Here is an 18,137-nt window from a genome sequence, read left to right as displayed (position 1 = left end):
GAGTGCTCCCGCGGCATTCGGCGCGACCGTCGCGGTCACCCACCCCGGTCCCGCACCCCTCCCGCATTGACATGAACGCGCCCCAGCGCGATTCTGAGAGCGCTCTCAGAATCGGTACGGACCAATTCCCCCCACACCCGCACGGAGGTGGAGAGTGCTCGCAAGCCTCAAACACCGTCTGCTCGCCGCGGCCACGGCCGCGGGTCTGGCCGGCGCCCTGCTCACGTTCGGCGCCGCGCCACCCGCGGACGCCGCGGTGCCCGCCACCATCCCCCTGAAGGTCACCAACAACTCCGGTCGCGGCGAGCCGGTCCACATCTACAACCTGGGCACCTCGCTGACGACGGGGCAGCAGGGCTGGGCCGACGCGAACGGCACCTTCCACGCCTGGCCCGCCGGCGGCAGTCCCCCCACCCCCGCCCCGGACGCGTCCATCCCCGGACCGGCCGCCGGCCAGACCAAGACGATCCGGATACCCAAGCTCTCGGGACGCGTCTACTTCTCGTACGGCCAGAAGCTCGACTTCCGGCTGGCCACCGGAGGTCTGGTGCAACCGGCCGTCCAGAACCCGAGCGATCCCAATCGCGACATCCTGTTCAACTGGTCCGAGTACACGCTCAACGACTCGGGGCTGTGGCTGAACAGCACGCAGGTCGACATGTTCTCCGCGCCCTACACGGTCGGCGTGCAGGGGTCCGACGGCGGCGTGAGCACCGCCGGCCGGCTCGAGCCGGGCGGCTACAGCGCGGTGTTCGGCGCGCTGCGGGCACAGCCCGGCTGGGGCGGGCTGATCCAGGCCAGGTCCGACGGCACCGTACTGCGGGCGCTGTCCCCGCTGTACGGGCTGGAGACCGGGGCGCTGCCCGCGTCGGTCATGGACGACTACATCGACCGCGTCTGGCAGAAGTACACGACGACCACCCTCACCGTCACCCCGTTCGCGGACCGGCCGAACACCATGTACTCCGGGCGCGTCTCGGGCGGCGTCATGCACTTCACCGACGGCGCCGGTGCGGTCGTCACGAGCTTCCAGAAGCCCGACGCCTCCAGCGTCTTCGGCTGTCACAAGCTCCTGGACGCCCCCAACGACCAGGTACGCGGACCGATCTCGCGCACCCTGTGCGCCGGCTTCAACCGCTCGACGCTGCTGAGCAACCCCGACCAGCCGGACGCCTCGGCGGCGGACTTCTACAAGGAGTCCGTGACGAACCACTACGCCCGGGTCATCCACGACCGGATGGCCGACGGCAAGGCGTACGCCTTCGCCTTCGACGACGTCGGCCACCACGAGTCGCTGGTGCACGACGGCGATCCGGCCCAGGCGTGGCTCACGCTCGACCCGCTCGACTGACCCGGCACACGAAACCGCCCCCGGCCTCCGTTCATGCGGGAAGCCGGGGGCGGCCTCACGGTGGGGCGTCGCCGGGGGCGGCTGTGCGAGGCCGCGGTCCGCGTCCGCGGTGCCGGCCGGCGTTGCGGGACGGCCGTCGGCGCTACTCCTCCAGGGCCGTCGGCCGGGGGGCGGGCCGGGCGGTGATGAGGTCCGCCGCGCGTTCGGCGGCGAGCAGCACGGTGACCATCGGGTTGATGGTCGGCATGGTGGGAAAGACGGACGCGTCCACGATCCGCAGCCCGTCGTGTCCACGCAGCCGCAACTGGGGGTCGACGACCGCCAGGGGGTCGTCGTCGGCGCCCATCCGGCAGGTCCCCGCCGGATGGTAGACGGTGTGGGCGGCGCGGCGCCCGTACTCGGACAGGTCGGCGTCCGAGCGTACGTCCGGACCCGGTGCCACCTCGCGCAGCAGCCAGTCGCTGAGCGGGGCGGTGGAGGCCACTTCGCGGGCGATCCGCAGGCCGTCGACGATCGTGCGCTCGTCGTGCCCGTCCGGGTCGGTGAAGTAGCGGAAGTCCAGGGCCGGTTTGACGTCCGGATCCGCGCTGCGCAGCCACATGCGGCCGACGGAGCGGGCGCGCGGCACGTTCGGGGTCATGCAGACGCCGTGCTCGGGGACGGGGTAGCCCAGCCGTTCGGTGTTGGCGGTGAACGGCACCTGGTAGAAGTGGAACATCAGGTCCGGGCGCGGGCCGCCCGCCGGGTCGCGGCGCAGGAAGAGGCCGGCGTCGGAGTCCATGGCCGAGTTGGGCGGCAGCGGTTCACGGGTCTCCCACACCATCACCGACTCGGGGTGGTCCAGCAGGTTCTCCCCCACCCCGGGCAGGTCCGCGCGGACCTCGATGCCCAGGTCGCGCAGTTGGCCGGCCGGGCCGATGCCGGAGAGCATGAGCAGCCGGGGCGTGTCGATCGCCCCGGCGCACAGGAGTACCTCGGCGTCCGCCTCCAGCGTCGAGAGGGAGCCGTCGGGATTGCGCACCTGGACGCGGGTGAAACGGCCCTCGCTGTCCGGCAGCAGCCGGTACGCCCAGGTCTCCAGGCGCAGCGTCAGGTTCGGCCGGTCCAGGACGGGGTGCAGGTAGGCGACGGAGGCGGAGGAGCGGGTGTTGGTCGCCGGGTCGTAGGCGAGGGAGAAGAAGCCGGCGCCGTCGCTGAAGGGCCGGGCGTTGAAGTCCTCGACGCGCGGTACGCCGAGCCGGGTGGTGGCCGCCGTGACGAAGTCCTCGGCGATCGCGTTGCGGTCGTCGGCACCGACGGGCACGATCGTGTTCTGCAGTCGTGTCCGGTACGGCAGGATCGTCCGGGGCTCCCACCCGGTGCAGCCGCGCTCCACCCACTCGTCGAGGTCCTGCGGGAACGGCAGGAAGCTGATCAGCGTGTTGTGCGAGGAGCAGCCGCCGAGCACGCGGGCGCGGGAGTGCAGGATGTGCGAGTTGCCGCGCGGCTGCTCCTCGGTGGTGTAGCCGTAGTCGAACTCGGAACCGAGCAGGTTGATCCAGTTGCGGAGCCGCAGGATGCGTTCGTCGCCGACATCGCTGGGGCCGCCCTCCACCACGCAGACACGGCTGGCCGGGTCCTCGCTCAGCCGTGCGGCCAGTACGCAGCCGGCCGTACCGCCGCCGATGATCACGTAGTCGTAGGTCGTCGTCTCGTCGTCCATGGCGTCGCCTTCTCTCTCGCCCTGCCCGCTCAGCCCTTGAACCAGCCGGAGACGGCCGGCCGCAGGTTCTGGTAGATGTGCTTGGCCTCCTGGTATTCGCGCAGGCCGGTGGGGCCGAGTTCGCGGCCGAAACCGGAACGGCCGAAGCCGCCCCACTCGGCCTGCGGTACGTAGGGGTGGAAGTCGTTGATCCAGACCGTGCCGTGCCGCAGTCGGCCGGCGACCCGCTGGGCGCGGCTCGCGTCGTTCGTCCAGACGCCGCCGGCCAGGCCGTACCGGGTGTCGTTGGCCAGTTCCACGGCCTCCTCCTCGGTACGGAAGCGTTCCACTGTGACGACCGGGCCGAAGACCTCCTCCCGCACGATGCGCATCGAGCGGTCGCAGTCGGCGTAGACGGTGGGCAGCAGGAAGAAGCCGCGGGACAGCTCGGGGTCGTCCGGGCGGCGGCCACCGCACACCAGCCGGGCACCCTCTTCACGGGCGACCTCCAGATAGCCTTCGACCTTCTCCCGGTGCTGCGCCGAGCTGAGCGGCCCGCTCTCGGTCGTCGGCTCGAGACCGCTGCCGAGCCGGATGGTCTGCGCGCGGGTGGCCAGCCGCTCGACGAAACGGTCGTGCAGGCTGTCCTCCACGAGCAGCCGCGAGCCCGCCGAGCAGACCTGGCCCGAGTGCAGGAACGAGGCTTCCAGGGCGTGGTCGACGGCGGCGTCGAAGTCGCAGTCGGCGAAGACCACGTTGGGGTTCTTGCCGCCGAGCTCCAGGGCGAGGTTCTTCACGCCCGGCGCGCACGCCTCCATGATCCGGCGCCCGGTGGCCAGGCCGCCGGTGAAGGAGACCAGGTCCACCTCGGCGTGGGAGGACATCGCCGCGCCCACGGTGCCTCCCGGGCCGAGCACCAGGTTCGCGACCCCGGGCGGCGCTCCCGCCTCGGCGATCAGCCGCAGCATGTGGATCGTGGACAGGGGGGTCGTCTCGCTGGGCTTGAGCACGAAGGTGTTGCCCGCCGCCAGGGCGGGGGCGACCTTCCAGGAGGCTTGCAGCAGCGGATAGTTCCACGGTGCGATGAGGGCGCAGACGCCGATGGGGTGGTAGGTGACCCGGCTGAGCACATCGGGGCCGACGTCCACGACCCGGCCGCCGTCCTTGTCAGCGATCTCGGCGAAGTAGCGGAACGCGTTCGAGACGTCCTCGATGTCGATGCGTGCCTCGGCGAGCGTCTTGCCGGTGTCGAGGGTTTCGACACGGGCGATCTCCTCCTGGTCGCGCAGGAGGAACCGCGACACCCTGAGCAGCACGTCGGCCCGCTCCCTGGTGGGCGCGGACGGCCAGTCGCCCCGGTCGAAGGCCTGCCGGGCGGCTCGTACGGCCCGGTCGACGTCGGCCTCGTCGGCGTCGTCCACCTGCTGGATGACGGACGCGTCGAAGGGGTTGACCACGTCCCGGCGGGCGCCGTTCACGGCGCCCGTCCACTCGCCGTCGATGAACAGTTCCGGCATCGCAGGCTCCCTCGCTCGTACCCGTCCGCTGCCGACGTAGCCACCGGCACGGCACACCTGGCACCAACATCGTCCGAGGGACCCGCACCGGTCATGCGGACGCACCGGCCGAGGGAGGGTTGGGCGGGGATGTGACCTGGTTGGGCTAGCCTTCTCGCCCACGCGGTCGGCCCGGGCCCGTGTCCGGCCGGGGGTGGGCGGCGCCCGTCGGCCGCTCGCCGGGGCCGACGGGGTGCACGGGGCCGGAGGGGCCGGCGCGGACACCGCAGGCCGTACGCTCCAAGGCGGCGTCGGGGCCGGGAGCGACGATCCGCCGGTGGCTGTCTCCTCCGGTCAGCCCACGTCGGGCAGCGCGCCCGGACAGCCGTCCTCGTCCGCCTGCCGCCGCGCCCGGCGCGCGTTCTCCTCACGCACCGCGTCCAGCCACCGCCACGGTTTGGTCTCGTCCAGGCTGAGGCCCGGGCAGGCGAGTTGATGAGGGATGCGGCACATGGTGCCGGGCGGCGGTTCGCTCAGGCCGCCGTTCCAGGCCCGCCCGCCGGAGTCGATGTGCCGGCGGTGCCCGCCCGGGACGAGGTGAGCGGGGATGGGCGGGCAGAATTCGAGCAGGACGTGCTGACCGGTGTAGGTGGCGCGGCGTTCGCCGGCCAGGCCGCAGTTCGGACAGATCGGCCGGGCCGGTGGTTCGGGCCCGGTGGCGCCGTCCCGGGCGGCCTGCCCCAGGTCGACGCTCTCCCACGGCCGCGGGGTGTCGGCGGGCGGCTGCCGGTGGCTGTCGGGGCCGGGTACCGGGTAGAGGCTCGCTTCGTGTGTGTCCCCCATGGAAGCGAGCGTGCGGCGAGGGACGGCAGCGGGACAGGGCGCAAGGCGGGCGCAACGGCAGCATCGGGGCGGGTCGTACGGGCGCGGGCCGGTCGGCACCCGGGCGCGGCCTTTCCGGCACGACCGGGTGCGGGCCTCCGGCACGACCGGGAGCCGGCCGGTCACTCGTCCAGTTCGCGGACCAGAGGATGGTGCGCACAGCGGAAGCCGCCGGCGAACGCGGACACCGCGTCGAAGGGAAGCGTGTGGACGGTGACGTTCCGGGCGGTCAGCGCGTCGGCGAGTCCCGTCAGACGTTCGTCGACGAGCACCTCCCCCGGACTCATGACGAGGCTGTTCCCCGCGAGGAGGTCCACGGCGGCCCGCAGGCTGACGTCGATCAGGTCCCAGTCGGCGACCGGCGCCGGCAAGCCGTCGACGAACTGCTCACGGCAGACGACCGCCAGACCCTCACGGACGGCGGTGAGACCGTCGTCCAGATGGATCACCTGGTCACTGACCGGCACCTCGTGGACGCGGTAGCCGTCCCCGAGCAGCCGCGCCAGCCACCGCGCGCCCTCCGCGTCGGACGCCGCTCCGCCCCGGCCGTGGCCGACGAGGATGTCCCGGCCGAGGACCATGACGTCACCGCCTTCGAGGAAGGGACCCGTCGCCGACGCGACCTCGGGCACCGCTACCGGCGACGGCGGCGGCATCACCGAGTAGCGGGCGCCGCGGGACACGGTCTCCGCGAAGACGGGACGCAGCCCGAAACGCTCCTTGAAACGGGCGGGCAGCCGCAGGGCGGCCTCGATGACGTGGTCGCCGACCACGATCATCGGGTCGCGGACGAAGGTCTGCATGCTGAACCGGTCGCCGTCGTTCTCGTACACGCCCAGTTCGTGCTGGGTCAGCTTCCGCGGCCGGTGCACGCTCACTCCGCGGCCGGTCAGGAAGCGGACCAGTCCGTCGATCTGCTCGACGCTTCTCGTGTATCCCTCCGGGTCCGCTTCGGACCAGAGTCTTCCCGCCCAGCGCGGCAGGTCCCGCCGGGTCGGGCCGGGGAGGAAATGCAGTGAGTCCGGCAGTCCCGCCCCGAGTCCCTCCGGGACACGGAAGTCGATGACGCGGCCCACCACGGCCTCCTTCAGGACTCCCCATTCGTGGGTGACGTTGACGCGGTCGGACGGTCGCACGGTAGCCATGATCGCGTGACTCCTTCACCTGTCCCAGTGAGCGGCCCGGGCCTCGCAAGGCCTCTGACCTGCTGACATATCCAGCGTTTCACGTGAAACCGGCCACTACCTCATCGAATGGACGCAAAGGACGCTGGTCAGTCCGGATGACCCGTGCCATCGAGCCCTCACCCCTCAGGAGGACATCCGTGCCGACCGGCGATCCGCTGGTGTCCGACGGCGCCGCGGCCGGGGGCCGGGCGTTCTCCGGCTTCGCAGTCGAGAGCCCGGCGCGCCTTGCGGCGGCGGGTGTGGGCGGTGCCGTGGCCAGGGCGCCGGCCGGCGATGACCACGGTGGCGACGGCGTGGCAGTCCGGCTCACGGGGGGGGTGTCGCGCGCGATGTCGCTGCGGCTGGACGGCACGTAGACGCACAGGACGGCGATCAGCGTGAGGGCGGCACCCTCGGACCATGGCGGGCCGGGGGCCGAGGATCTCCGGCCCGCCGGATCACCACGTGTACGTCGCGCCACCGCAAGGCGAACACCTCACTGACGGCGGTGCGTCACCTTCCTCGGACGCCTGCCGGGGAGTGGGGCTCACGCCGCACGGCCCACAACACCGGCCCTCCTCCCGGCAGCCGGAACTCCTCGGTCTCCGCGTCGGGAACGGCCTGCGCCTGAGGCGGCACCCAGAAGGCCGCCGCCGCGTCGGTGCGCTCGCATACGCCGTGCCGGGCGTACCGCCGGGTGGAGGGGGTGGTGAGGTAACGGCCCAACGCCGCCTCGCGCGAGGGGTCGTCGGGGAGGAACCAGCGCATCATCGGGTCGTCGCCGAAGGCGCGGGCCAGGGTTCGGCCGGCCAGCGCCGCCTTGTCGACCGTCGCCGTCTTCGGGATGCTCGTTGTCGACATACTGATCATTCCGCCCGTCCGACGACCTTCGACGGCCGGCGGGTCTTGGCAGGCCGGCGCCGGCCGTGACGGGATGCTGATGAGCCAGGCCTGTGACCCCGAGGGGGTCAGTCGCCCCTGACCGCCACCAGAACGGCGCTGTCACCGAACTGCCAGACCGGCGCGACATGCCGGAAGCCCGCCCGGCGCAGCAACTCGGCGTGGCGGTCCGCCGCGAGGTCCTCGTCGGCCCCGGTCCCCGTATGGGCCGCACGGCGCTGGGCGCGCTCGGCGAACAGGTCGGCCAGTTCGGGCTCCCGGGCCGCCGCGGCCCACCATTCCCGCCAGTCCTCGTGGGTGTGGCCGCCCGTCCGCTCCGCGCGGCACCGGCCCACGTACGCGGTGATGTCCGAGCAGGGTGCCTCGTCGGGCGGGAAGTGGTCCCCGTTGACGAGTACGCCGCCGGGACGCAGCAGCGCGGCCAGACGACGGTAGGTGTCCAGCAGTACCGGTTCGGGGAGGTAGTGCAGGGCCGTCGTCGAGACGGCGGCGTCCAGGGGGCGTTCCAGCCCGAGGTCGCCGGTCCAGCCGTCGGCGCCGATCACGGTGTCGACGTAGCGGGCGGCGTTCGCGTGGTGGGTCCGTCCCAGTTCCAGCAGCAGGGGATCCATGTCGGCGGCGACGATCTCCGCGTCCGGCAGGCGCCTGGCGAGTCTGGCGGCCAGGGAGCCGGGGCCGCAGCCGAGGTCGAGCAGGAGCGGCCGGGTACGGCCGGCCGTCACGTACTCGACGACATCCGTGATCACCGTGAACCGCTCCTCGCGGTCCACGGCGTAGCGCTGCTGCTGTCGCTCCCAGCGCTCCACCCACGTCCTGGCCATCGCCATGCTGATGCCCATCTGGTCGCGCCACCTCTTCCGTTTCTCACCCGTCGCGGACGGGACCGAATCTACAGGTGGAAACGGTTATCACTTGCCATATGGCTCGCGCTTCACGCCAATGACGCCAGCACGGTGAACAGGCGGTCGATTTCCTCCCCCGTGTTGTAGACGTGCGGGCTCACGCGCACCGACCCGTCCTTCTCGGCCGCGCCGGCCTGGCAGAGACTGTCGGCCCGCACCATGAAGCCGTGGCTGTAGAGGATGAACCCGAGGTCGTCGGACGGGATGTCGTGGTGCCGGAAGGTGACGATGCCGTGGCGGCGCTGAGCCGCGGGGACCGTGGAGCCGGCGGCCAGACTGGTGGGACAGCCCAGGATCTCGTACGCGTCGAGGTGCCTCAGCCGGTCGGTCAGCCGCGTCGTGAGGCCGGCGGTCCAACGGGCGATCCGGTCGGGACCGGCCGCCTCGAGCCAGTCGAGCGCCGCCCGCAGCGACACGATGCCCACCGTGTTGGGCGTGCCCTGCCAGCCGGCCGGCCGGAAGGCGGGCCCCCGCGCGTTGCGCGCCCAGACCGCTCCGGTACCCGGCAGGGCCATCGCCTTGTGCCCCGAGAAGACCACGAAGTCGACGTCGAGCGCCGGATCGGCCAGGTCGACGGGCAGATGGCCGACGCTCTGGGCCGCGTCCAGGCAGATCGGCACGTCCGGGCCGACCGCCGCGCGGATGCGGTGCACGTTCATGTCACCGCCGTAGACGTGGTGGACGTGCGTGGCGGCCACGAAACGGGTCCGCGGACCGACGAGGTCGCCGAGGGCTCGGTGGTCGTAGTCGCCCGAGACCGCCTGGTAGGGCAGGGCGCGCACATGTACCTCGACGCCGCGGGCCGCCAGCAGCCGCCGCGTCTCGAGCCAGGGGTCCAGATTGGCCCGGTGGTCCGCGAACGGCACCAGGATCTCGTCGCCGTCGGTGAGGTACGGCACCAGCCAGTCGCGGGCGACGGTGCGCAGGCCCTCGGTGGTGCCGCTGGTGAAGTGGACGGTGGAGTGCTCCGGTTCCGGGTCGCCAAGGAACTCCTTGACCCGCTCCCGGGTCCCTTCCACCAGCTCCGTGGTCCGGTTGGCCCAGGGGTAGGTGCCGCGGCCCGCGTTGGCGTTCGACGTCGTGAGGTAGGTCTGGACGGCGTCCAGTACGGCTCGCGGTTTCTGGGACGTCGCCGCGCTGTCCAGGTAGACCGACCCCGGATGGGCGGTGACGATGGGGAACTGCTCCCTCAGTTCCCGTTGCCAGACGACGTCCCGGCCGCTGTTCTCCTCGTGTTCCGCCCCGGGGAGCGGGCCGGCCGCGCTCACTCGCGCACCAGCGGTGCGCCCGCGTCCCGCCAGGCGACGATGCCGCCGGTCAGGCTGCGCACGTCGGGGTGGCCCAGGCTGGTCAGCAGGGCGGCGTAGCGCAGGGACCTCTCGCCGACGGGACAGGCGAGCAGTACCGGTGTCCGCTTGCTGAAGGGGAGCCCGCCGCGGACGAGTTCCTCGAACAGTTCGTCGACGATGTTGACCGAGCCCTCGATGTGCAGGGCGGCGTAGGCGTGCGGGCTGCGCAGATCGACGACGAGCGGCCGGGGACCGCCCTCGGTGATCCAGCGGCGGGCCTCGGCCACGGTCGCGGACCGGCCGCCCGCCCGCACCTCGTCCTCGGTGAGGGTCGCGAGGGTGGGCCCGCGGCTCGCCCTGCCCAGCAGCTCGGGGCGGCGGGCTCGCACGTAGCTCAGGTAGCTCTCCGCCCGGTCGCACACGATGAACACCGCGGTCTCCCGGCGGCCCGACCCCTCCAACGCCGCGTCGGCGTCCCGCAGGTGCCGGACCGCGCCCTGGTAGGCGGCGCCCCCGGTCGGTCCCGTCAGCAGTCCGCAGCGGCGGATGAGGGTGAGCATGCCGTCGACGGCCTCGCCCGAGGTGACGGACTCGATGGTGTCGTACGTGGCCGGGTCGAACAGGCCGACCTGATGGACCTCGTCGATGGTGCGGATGCCGGGGATGAAGTCCGACTTGTGGGCGACCAGGCCGAGCACCCGCACGTCCGGGTCGTGTTCGCGCAGCACCCTGGCGACGCCGGTCGACGAACCGGCCGTGCCCACGCAGGCGACGAACCAGTCCGGTGCGCGCCCGTCCAGGTCCTTGACTATCTCGGGACCGGTCCCCTCCGCGTGCGCCTCCACGTTGCGCGGGTTGAAGTACTGGTCGGTGTGCAGGTAGGTGCTTCCCGGTTCCGTGAGCGCCTGGTGGAAGTGGGTCAGCGGATCGTCCGTGTCGGTCGGGTCGAGGCACTCGCTGCGCCCCGGCAGCTCCTCGATCTCGGCGCCGAGCAGCAGGAGCAGCTCCTTGATCTCCGGCACCCGCATGCGGTTGGTGACGCTCTTGAACCTCAGTCCGTGCATGCCGGCCAGCAGGGCGAGGGCCTTGGCCGTGTTGCCGCTGGAGAGTTCCACGACGGTCCCCTCCCCCTCGGCCGCGCTCTCAAGGTGGGGGCGGGCCATGTGCCAGGCGGGCCGGTCCTTGACGGAGCCGAAGGGGTTGAGCATCTCCAGTTTGGCGTAGAGGTCGATGTTGCGCAGCCCGTGCACGGCGGGGTCGATGCGCACCAGCGGTGTGTTGCCGATGGCCTCCGTGATGCTGTCGTACCTCATGCGGGCGTTCCCCCCGGGTGTGTGATCGGCCAGTAGTCCTCGTCCAGGCACCAGCGCCAGGAGTCGCCGTCCTTCTCCACCGCCACCGTCCGTGCGAGGGGCTGCCGTTGCGCGTGGTGGGCGTGGAAGTCCATGGCGTACCCGGCGGTGTTGGCGAAGGCCAGCAGGTCGCCGGCGCGCGGCAGCCTGGGGAGGAAGACCAGACGGCGGGTGATGAGATCGGCCTCCAGGCACAGATTGCCGACGAGGTGGACTCCGACCGGCCCCTCGTCGTCGTCCTTCTCCGGTTCGCCGCGGGGCAGCAGTACGGGGTCCACGAGGACTCCGTGCTCCTCCAGGCTCACGTCCCCGGCGTTCATGCCGAGGCGCACCAGGTACGGGGCGGAGTCCTCGCCCGTGCGCCGCACGTCCAGCACCCGGGCCAGCGACAGCCCGCACTGGTCGACCAGGGAACGGCCGGGTTCGATGTGGAGGTCGTGGAGGTGCTCCAGGAGCAGGGTGCCCGGCCCCCGGCCCAGGACCGGTGCGGGCAGGGAGAGGAGTTCGTCGAGGTAGCCGGGGCCTGCGGTGGGGCGGTGGCCGGGGTACAGGGCGACGGACCCGCGCACCGTGCCGCCCTCGTTGCGCAGTCCGTAGCCGTGACCGCGCCAGGTCAGGGGCGGGCGGCCGCCGAGGACCGCCTCGCTGAGCGCGGTCGTCCAGCGTTCCCACTCCTCGGCGTCGGCGACGTAGCCGACACCGAACCCGCCGCCGATGTCGACGGCACGCGGCGCCAGTCCCCGTGCCCGGCATTCGTCCATGAGCAGCACGCACTGCTCCAGGGCCCGCCCCTTCTCGGCCAGGCCGGTGGTGTCCAGGTGGTAGGCGAGGCCGGTCAGTTCGACGGCGTCCGCGTGCCGTTCCACGGCCGCCAGGAGCGCCTCGACATCCCGCGCCGGGGTGCCGAAGCGACTGCGGCGCGACAGCATCCGGGTTCCCGCTCCCCCGTGGCCGGCTGCCGACTCGAATCCGGACAGGCGCAGCAGCACCGAGGTCCGGCCGAGTCCGTACTCGCGTACCAGGCGGGCCAGTTGTTCCAGCTCGCTCGGCGAGTCCAGGTTCACCGTCGCTCCCACGCGGGCCGCCAGCCACAGGAACTCCCGGTCCTTGGGACCCGTGGCCATGACGCGGTCCCCGGTGAAGCCGCAGCTCAGAGCGTGCCGCAGTTCCTCCAGCGAGGCGACGTCGACACCGACGGCGGCCGGTTCCCCGGCCGCCAGCCGCCGCACCAGGGCGCTGGAGCGGTTCGCCTTGTGCGCGAAGTACACCCGTCCGGCGAGATGGTGGCGGCGGTAGACGGCCCGGAAGCGCTCGGCGTTCGCGGCGACGGTCTCGGGGAGCAGCACGTTGAGCGGAGACCCGAGCGCGTCCACGAGCGAGTGCAGGAATGGTGCGGCCCCCAGCAGTGAGGCCAGCGGTTGATCCACCCGCGGCCTCAGATATAAGGGCACATCCACGAAAGACCCCTCCCCGTGTCGGCCGACCGTCGTTGCGACGACCGTTCGGGAGTAGTCGTTTCCAGGTACACACGCCGCTAAGCCTCGGGGCGCGGCCCAGGGCCCGGGCGGCCGCTTCCGCCGTCACCGGCCGGCTCGGCGCCCGGAGCGCGACGCGCACCCCTCAGCAGCTCGTACACGCCGCGGAAGCTGTCCTGGCCACCGAGCTCCGTCACGGGGTGCAGGCCTCGGCGATGGACAGGCTGTTCTCGTAGAGGTGGTGCCGGACGATCCGGCCGTCCTCGACGGTGAGGCGGAGCGCGAACGGCCCCTCGAACGACTTGCCCGTGGCGCGCACGACTCCCGACAGGTGCCCCGTCAGGACGGCGTCGGCACCGTCCACGAGGAGGACGTCCACCGAGGCACGCGCATCCTCCGGAACGGTGTGTTGCATCAACTCCGTGAACTGCGCGGCGCATTCGACGGCGGTGGACCGGGGCCGGATCCACGGGACGGCGGGGTTCTCGGCGAGCAGCCAGTCGACCTCGTCGGCGAAGAGTTCGACGAGCCGTCCGGTGTCCCCGGCGACGCGGGCGGCGAGGAACTCCCGCACCACGGCTCGGGTTGCCTCGGCGACCGTGGTGGCGCCGACGACGGGACTCGCCTCGGTGGCGGTGGGCTTGACGGACATCCTGCTCTCCTCGCGACTGCGGCCGGTTGCGGCGGGGGTCCCCGTCGACACACCTCATCCTGCCGAGGCAAGGGAGAACGGTCGATTACCCCTGAGGTAGGGCGCCCGGGGACGAGCCCGGGTTGCGTCGATCGGCGTTCACTCGTACGGCGCAGCCGCCGGGCCGGACAGGGCGACCGGAAGTCACTGCTTTGACACACACCGCCATCGGGCGTTGACTACCAGTACGGCGCAGAGCCATGCCGCCCCGGGGAACCCGGTGATCCAAGCAACCCAGGAAAGCGGCTGATGACGATGTACGACCAGACACGCGCGCGGCAGCCGTCGGACCAGGCCCCGCGCCGCCCCGAGCACCACTCCACGGCGCCGGACGCTCTCCTGCCGTCGGACGAGCGCGACGCGGTCCTGCTACGCCTTCGCCGGGCCATCAACACCTTCGCCGACACTCCGCGTCAATCGCTGGAAGAAGCGGAGGGCGCCTTCGACGACGCCGTATCGCACCTCGTGAACGCCCTCGCGCAGCGGCGCCAGGCCCTTCACGAGAGCTGGCAGGAAGGGGACCCCGAGGCGCAGGCCGAGGAACTCCGGGTCGCGCTGCGGCAGTACCGGGAGATCACGCAGCGGCTGCTGCGCACGTAGCGGCCCCGCCACCACGAGCGGTCAGGCCGGCGACGGGTCGTCGGCGCAGCGGAATGCCGGGTTCGCGCGGGAGGAGTCCGGGGTATCGGAGGGGCGGGCGGCGACCCGGTAGCGGTCGCGGTAGGAGCCGTGGCACAGGCGCGGGGACGGGCGGACGAACGGCCACTGACGCCGTTTACCCAGGAGACCCGGGAGGAATGGGCATGGGGCGTCACGTTCTCGGGGCGTCCGTCGTCGCCGCGCGACCGAGCCGACCCGACCCGACCCGACCCGACCCGACCGAGCTCGACCGGCAGAAGGAAGGAGCCGCCCGTCATGTCCCTCTCCCACGTCCACAACTTCTCCGTCTCGCTCGACGGCTTCGGCACCGGTGAGGGCCAGAGCCCTGACGCGCCGTTCGGCCATGCCGGTGAAAGGCTGCACGAGTGGATGTTCGCCACGCGGTGGTGGCACGAGATGACGGGCCTGCCCGGAGGGACCGGAGGTGTCGACGACGCCTTCGCACGGCGGTTCACGCCCGGGATCGGCGCCGAGATCATGGGCGCCGGCAAGTTCGGTCCTCCCGGATGGCACGAGGACCCGGAGTGGAGGGGGTGGTGGGGGGCCGACCCGCCGTTCCACACACCGGCCTTCGTCCTCACCTGTCATCCGCGTCCGTCGATCGAGATGGAGGGCGGCACGACGTTCCACTTCCTCGACGCGGCGCCCGACGAGGCCCTCGCGGCGGCTCGCGAGGCCGCGGGCGGCCAGGACGTCCGCATCGGCGGAGGACCCACCGTGGTCCGTGACTTCCTCGCCGCCCGGCTCATCGACCACCTGCACGTCGTGGTGGTCCCGGTCCTGCTCGGCCGGGGTGTACGCGTCTGGGACGGGTTGGAGGGTCTCGAGAGGGACTACGCGGTGGAGACCGTCTCCTCGCCCAGCGGGGTCACCCATGTGTCGTTCACCCGTGTGGTCCGAGAACTGACCGGCCGCGGAGGCGGGCAGCCTCGTCAAGGCGGCGGCTAGGCGCTTCTCGGCTTGCGGGCCGGAGGTTTGCGGGCGGGCGCGGGCGCCTTCTTCGCGGCCGTCCGTTTCGCGGCCGTCTCCCTCTCCGCGGCCGTCTTCCTCTCCGCGGCCGTCTTCCCGGCCGCCGGCGTCCGGGCAGGCGTCTTCTTGTCGGGCGTCTTCCTGGCGGGCGTCTTCCTGGCCGCGGCCTTCTTCTTCGGCCCGGGCAGCTCGTGCACCTCGGCGTGCCCGTCCTCGCCCCGGGACTCCTTCGCCTTGGAGACGGACTGCCGCAGGGCTGCCATCAGGTCCAGCACCTGGCCCGGCCGCTCCTCCCGCTCCGGCGCCGCCGGCGGTGCCTTGTGCTCACGCTTCGCCTCGATCAGCTCCGCGACGGCGTCCGTGTAGGTGTCCCGGAACTCCTCGCCCTCCAGGTCGTCGCGGGTCATCGTGTCCATCAGAGCGAGCGCCCCCTCGATCTCCTCCTCGGTCACCTCGACCGGAGGTGGCGTGAGGGAGGAGGGGTCGCGGATCTCGTCGGGCCAGCGCATGGCGTGCAGCACGATCGCCTCGTCCCGCACCCGCAGCAGGCCCAGCCGCTCCCGGCCCGACCACGCGTACCTCGCCACCGCCACCTTCGACGACCGTGCCAGCGCCTGCCGCAGCAGCTTGTACGGCTTCGCTGCCACCTGACCGTCGGGCTGCAGGTAGTAGCCGTCGCCGATCCGGATCGGATCCACGGACGCCAGCGGAACGAACGCCACGATCTCGATGGCCTTCGCGGCCGGCAGCGGCAGCTCGCGCAGGTCCTCGTCGGTCACCGGAACGATCTGCGTCCTGGTCAGCTCGTAGCCCCGGCCGATCTCGTCGGAACCGACCTCCCGGTCCTCCAGCTCACAGATCTTCCGGGTCCGGATCCGCCCCTGGTCCGCCAGGTGGTACCGGTGGAACCGGATGCTGTGGTCCTCGGTCGCGCCGACCACGTGGATCGGCACGGTGACGAGACCGAACGAGATGGCACCGCTCCAGATCGACCGGGGCATGACCAGACCTCTCCGCGAGGAAGCCCCCGAGCAGCACCAGACTAGGAGCGGCAGCACCGCCCCGCACGCGCACGGCCGCCCGCACGCGCCGTCGGCGCCGGCCGTGCACCGGCACATCACCGTCCTCGCATGCCATCACGGCGATACGGGCGTAGTGTCCTCGTATGTGCGATGTTCGGTGTGGCTGGCGTCGAGCAGCCCTGCCGGAGCCGGCGCGGATTCGGGCGGACATCTGATGGACACCGCGATGGCCGCCGTGATGCGGGAGAGCGGGGCGTTCGGAGGGCTGCTGTACGTGCTGCCGCCGGGTGACAACGCCCTCTGGCAGGTCCTGGTGGCGGGGGTCCCCCAGGAGTTCGCCACTCCGTGGCGGCGCGTCGCGCTGACCGATCCGATGCCGGTGGCGGACGCCGTCCGCGAGCGGCGCCTGGTCTGGGTCGGCGGCCGGGAGGAGATGGCGCGCCGGTATCCGCGGCCGGCGCTGGTCCTGCCGTACGACTTCGCGCTGGCGGCCACGCCGCTCGCTTCGGGTACCACCGTCCGGGGCGGGCTGGTGCTGCTGTGGCCCGGGGCCCACTCGGCACAGCTGAGCCCCGAGGAACGCGACGTCATCCTAAGGGGCTGCCGCCACCTGGGCGGGCTGCTTCGGCAGGCGGCGGAACGCGGCGACCCGCTGGTGCCCGCGGACCGGCCCCGGGCGGTGCCGCCACCGGCCGTGCGCGCTCCCTCCCCCGGCGAGGCGGCCTCGCTGTCGGCCTTCGTCGACCGCCTGCCGGGCGGGTCCTGCTCCCTGGACATCAACGGACGCATCACCTTCCTCACCCCGGCCGCGGCCGACCTGCTCGGTGCCGGCCGGGCCGACCTGGTGGGCGCCCTGCCCTGGGAGGCGCTGCCGTGGATGGACGTCCCCCACGTCGAGGACCGCTACCGGGCCGCGCTGGTCAGCCGCCGCCCCCAGGCCTTCACCGTGCTGCGTCCTCCGGAGACATGGCTGGCCTTCGAGCTGTACCCGGACGCCACCGGCCTCAGCGTCCGCATCACCCGCGGCGGTCCGACCGCGGACGCTCCCCCGTCGGGGTCCGTGCCGACCGCCGGGCCCAGTCGTGCCACCGTTCTGTACCACCTGATGCATCTGGCCTCCACCCTCACCGAGGCCGTGGGTGTCCAGGACGTGGTCGAGCAGACCGCCGATCAGCTGCTGCCCGCGCTGGGGGCGCAGGCCATGGTGCTGATGGCCGCCGAGGACGGACGCCTGAAGATCCTCGGCCACCGCGGCTACCGCGGCTTCCGCACCGAACTCGTGGACAGCTTCGACGCCGTGCCCCTCAGCTCGGACATCCCCGGCGCCGACGTCATGGCCACCGGCGTCCCGGGGTTCTTCGCGTCCTTCGCCGAGATGCGGCGCGCCTACCCGGCCACCGTGCACGAGGACGGGATGGCCGCGTGGGCCGTACTGCCGTTGATCGCGTCCGGCCGCCCCATCGGGTCCCTCCTGCTGTCCTACGAACGGCCCCACGCCTTCCCGCCCGGCGAACGAGCCGCTCTCACCTCACTGGCCGGCCTGGTCGGGCAGGCTCTGGACCGCGCCCGTCTCTACGACGCCAAACACCACCTCGCCCACCGCCTTCAGTCCGCCCTGCTGCCGCACACCCTCCCCCACGTGCCCGGCCTGAAGGTCGCCGCCCGCTACCTGCCGGCTGCCCGGGGCCTGGGCATCGGCGGCGACTTCTACGACCTGATCCGCCTCGACGAGCACACGGCCAGCGCGACCATCGGCGACGTGCAGGGCCACAACGTGGACGCCGCGGCCCTCATGGGGCAGGTCCGCACCGCCGTCCACGCCCACGCCACCGTGGGGGCGACCCCGGACGACGTCCTGGCCCGCACCAACCGCCTGCTCACCGATCTGGACCCCGGCCTGTTCACCAGCTGCGTCTACGTCCACCTCGACCTCGCCACGCACCGCGCCTGCCTGGCCACCGCGGGCCACCCGCCACCCCTCGTGCGCCATGCCGACGGACGCACCGAACTCTTGCGGGTACCACCCGGACTCCTGCTCGGCATCGAGCCCGACACCCTCTACCCGGCGCTGGAGTTCGGTCTGCCGCCCGGCAGCGTGCTCGCCCTCTACACCGACGGACTCGTCGAAGCCCCCGGAGTCGACCTCGACGACGCGATCGCGGCCCTCGCCGGACTGCTCGAACACGCCGACCCCACCGACCTCGACGCCATGGCCGACATCCTCATACGGCACGCGCCGACCCCGGGCGACGACATCGCCCTGCTCCTCATCAGTCCCGGTGCGTGACGCCGGGGCACTCC

At 72.4% G+C, this 18,137-nt stretch carries 15 protein-coding genes and 1 pseudogene; 5 read left to right on the top strand and 11 right to left on the bottom strand.

The window, feature by feature from the left end; genetic code table 11:
- The first annotated feature begins 154 nt into the window (after window positions 1–154).
- Window positions 155–1,351, top strand: a complete 1,197-nt coding sequence (locus ACH4NX_RS05980) for a glycoside hydrolase family 64 protein (RefSeq protein WP_398126877.1) — start codon at window positions 155–157, stop codon at window positions 1,349–1,351.
- Window positions 1,352–1,493: 142 nt separating this feature from the next.
- Here the strand turns inward: ACH4NX_RS05980 and ACH4NX_RS05975 are convergent, their stop codons facing one another.
- From ACH4NX_RS05975 to ACH4NX_RS05960, 4 genes are all read right to left on the bottom strand, one after another.
- Window positions 1,494–3,053 (bottom strand): GMC oxidoreductase, encoded by a 1,560-nt coding sequence (locus ACH4NX_RS05975; RefSeq protein ID WP_351391048.1) that lies wholly within the window; start codon window positions 3,051–3,053, stop codon window positions 1,494–1,496.
- A 29-nt stretch (window positions 3,054–3,082) separates the two neighbouring features.
- The gene (locus ACH4NX_RS05970) at window positions 3,083–4,549 is read right to left on the bottom strand and encodes an aldehyde dehydrogenase family protein (protein ID WP_398126878.1); all 1,467 of its coding nucleotides are present in this window, start codon (window positions 4,547–4,549) and stop codon (window positions 3,083–3,085) included.
- A gap of 333 nt (window positions 4,550–4,882) precedes the next feature.
- Complete coding sequence (locus ACH4NX_RS05965; protein ID WP_398126879.1) at window positions 4,883–5,371, bottom strand: DUF6083 domain-containing protein; 489 nt, start codon at window positions 5,369–5,371, stop codon at window positions 4,883–4,885.
- A 161-nt stretch (window positions 5,372–5,532) separates the two neighbouring features.
- Window positions 5,533–6,555: an amidinotransferase gene (locus ACH4NX_RS05960; protein ID WP_351391054.1), complete on the bottom strand. Its 1,023-nt coding sequence runs from the start codon at window positions 6,553–6,555 to the stop codon at window positions 5,533–5,535.
- A 179-nt stretch (window positions 6,556–6,734) separates the two neighbouring features.
- Here ACH4NX_RS05960 and ACH4NX_RS05955 point away from each other — a divergent pair, with 179 nt between their 5' ends.
- Window positions 6,735–6,953, top strand: a complete 219-nt coding sequence (locus tag ACH4NX_RS05955) for a hypothetical protein (protein WP_351391056.1) — start codon at window positions 6,735–6,737, stop codon at window positions 6,951–6,953.
- A gap of 223 nt (window positions 6,954–7,176) precedes the next feature.
- Here the strand turns inward: ACH4NX_RS05955 and ACH4NX_RS05950 are convergent.
- The 6 genes and pseudogenes from ACH4NX_RS05950 to ACH4NX_RS05925 all read right to left on the bottom strand — a co-directional run.
- Window positions 7,177–7,437, bottom strand: a pseudogene (locus tag ACH4NX_RS05950) (GNAT family N-acetyltransferase); the annotation flags it as partial.
- A 107-nt stretch (window positions 7,438–7,544) separates the two neighbouring features.
- Window positions 7,545–8,315 carry a class I SAM-dependent methyltransferase gene (locus ACH4NX_RS05945; RefSeq protein ID WP_398126880.1) on the bottom strand — a complete coding sequence of 257 codons (771 nt, stop codon included), beginning with the start codon at window positions 8,313–8,315 and terminating at the stop codon, window positions 7,545–7,547.
- 92 nt (window positions 8,316–8,407) lie between these two features.
- Window positions 8,408–9,571: an aminotransferase class V-fold PLP-dependent enzyme gene (locus tag ACH4NX_RS05940; RefSeq protein ID WP_398127161.1), complete on the bottom strand. Its 1,164-nt coding sequence runs from the start codon at window positions 9,569–9,571 to the stop codon at window positions 8,408–8,410.
- Window positions 9,572–9,642: 71 nt separating this feature from the next.
- Window positions 9,643–10,980, bottom strand: a complete 1,338-nt coding sequence (locus tag ACH4NX_RS05935; protein WP_351391068.1) for a pyridoxal-phosphate dependent enzyme — start codon at window positions 10,978–10,980, stop codon at window positions 9,643–9,645.
- Entirely contained in the window at window positions 10,977–12,446 is a 1,470-nt protein-coding gene (locus ACH4NX_RS05930) for a Y4yA family PLP-dependent enzyme (RefSeq protein ID WP_398126881.1), read from the bottom strand. Before ACH4NX_RS05930 ends, ACH4NX_RS05935 begins: the two co-directional genes overlap by 4 nt.
- Window positions 12,447–12,687: 241 nt before the next feature.
- On the bottom strand, window positions 12,688–13,146 hold the full coding sequence (locus ACH4NX_RS05925; RefSeq protein ID WP_351391073.1) for a nuclear transport factor 2 family protein: 459 nt from the start codon (window positions 13,144–13,146) through the stop codon (window positions 12,688–12,690).
- A 294-nt stretch (window positions 13,147–13,440) separates the two neighbouring features.
- On the opposite strand from ACH4NX_RS05925, the gene ACH4NX_RS05920 reads away from it, so the two are divergent.
- Both ACH4NX_RS05920 and ACH4NX_RS05915 read left to right on the top strand, forming a co-directional pair.
- On the top strand, window positions 13,441–13,785 hold the full coding sequence (locus tag ACH4NX_RS05920) for a hypothetical protein (protein WP_351391338.1): 345 nt from the start codon (window positions 13,441–13,443) through the stop codon (window positions 13,783–13,785).
- A gap of 315 nt (window positions 13,786–14,100) precedes the next feature.
- The gene (locus tag ACH4NX_RS05915) at window positions 14,101–14,793 is read left to right on the top strand and encodes a dihydrofolate reductase family protein (protein WP_398126882.1); all 693 of its coding nucleotides are present in this window, start codon (window positions 14,101–14,103) and stop codon (window positions 14,791–14,793) included.
- Here the strand turns inward: ACH4NX_RS05915 and ACH4NX_RS05910 are convergent.
- Complete coding sequence (locus tag ACH4NX_RS05910) at window positions 14,790–15,815, bottom strand: Ku protein (protein WP_398126883.1); 1,026 nt, start codon at window positions 15,813–15,815, stop codon at window positions 14,790–14,792. The genes ACH4NX_RS05915 and ACH4NX_RS05910 overlap by 4 nt on opposite strands.
- Before the next feature lie 235 nt (window positions 15,816–16,050).
- Here ACH4NX_RS05910 and ACH4NX_RS05905 point away from each other — a divergent pair, with 235 nt between their 5' ends.
- Window positions 16,051–18,123 carry a SpoIIE family protein phosphatase gene (locus ACH4NX_RS05905; RefSeq protein ID WP_351391080.1) on the top strand — a complete coding sequence of 691 codons (2,073 nt, stop codon included), beginning with the start codon at window positions 16,051–16,053 and terminating at the stop codon, window positions 18,121–18,123.
- The last annotated feature ends 14 nt before the right edge of the window (window positions 18,124–18,137 follow it).

Source organism: Streptomyces sp. NPDC017225, from assembly GCF_044331465.1.
In the GTDB taxonomy this organism is placed as follows: Bacteria; Actinomycetota; Actinomycetes; order Streptomycetales; family Streptomycetaceae; genus Streptomyces.
This window is presented reverse-complemented; position numbering and strand designations above follow the sequence as displayed.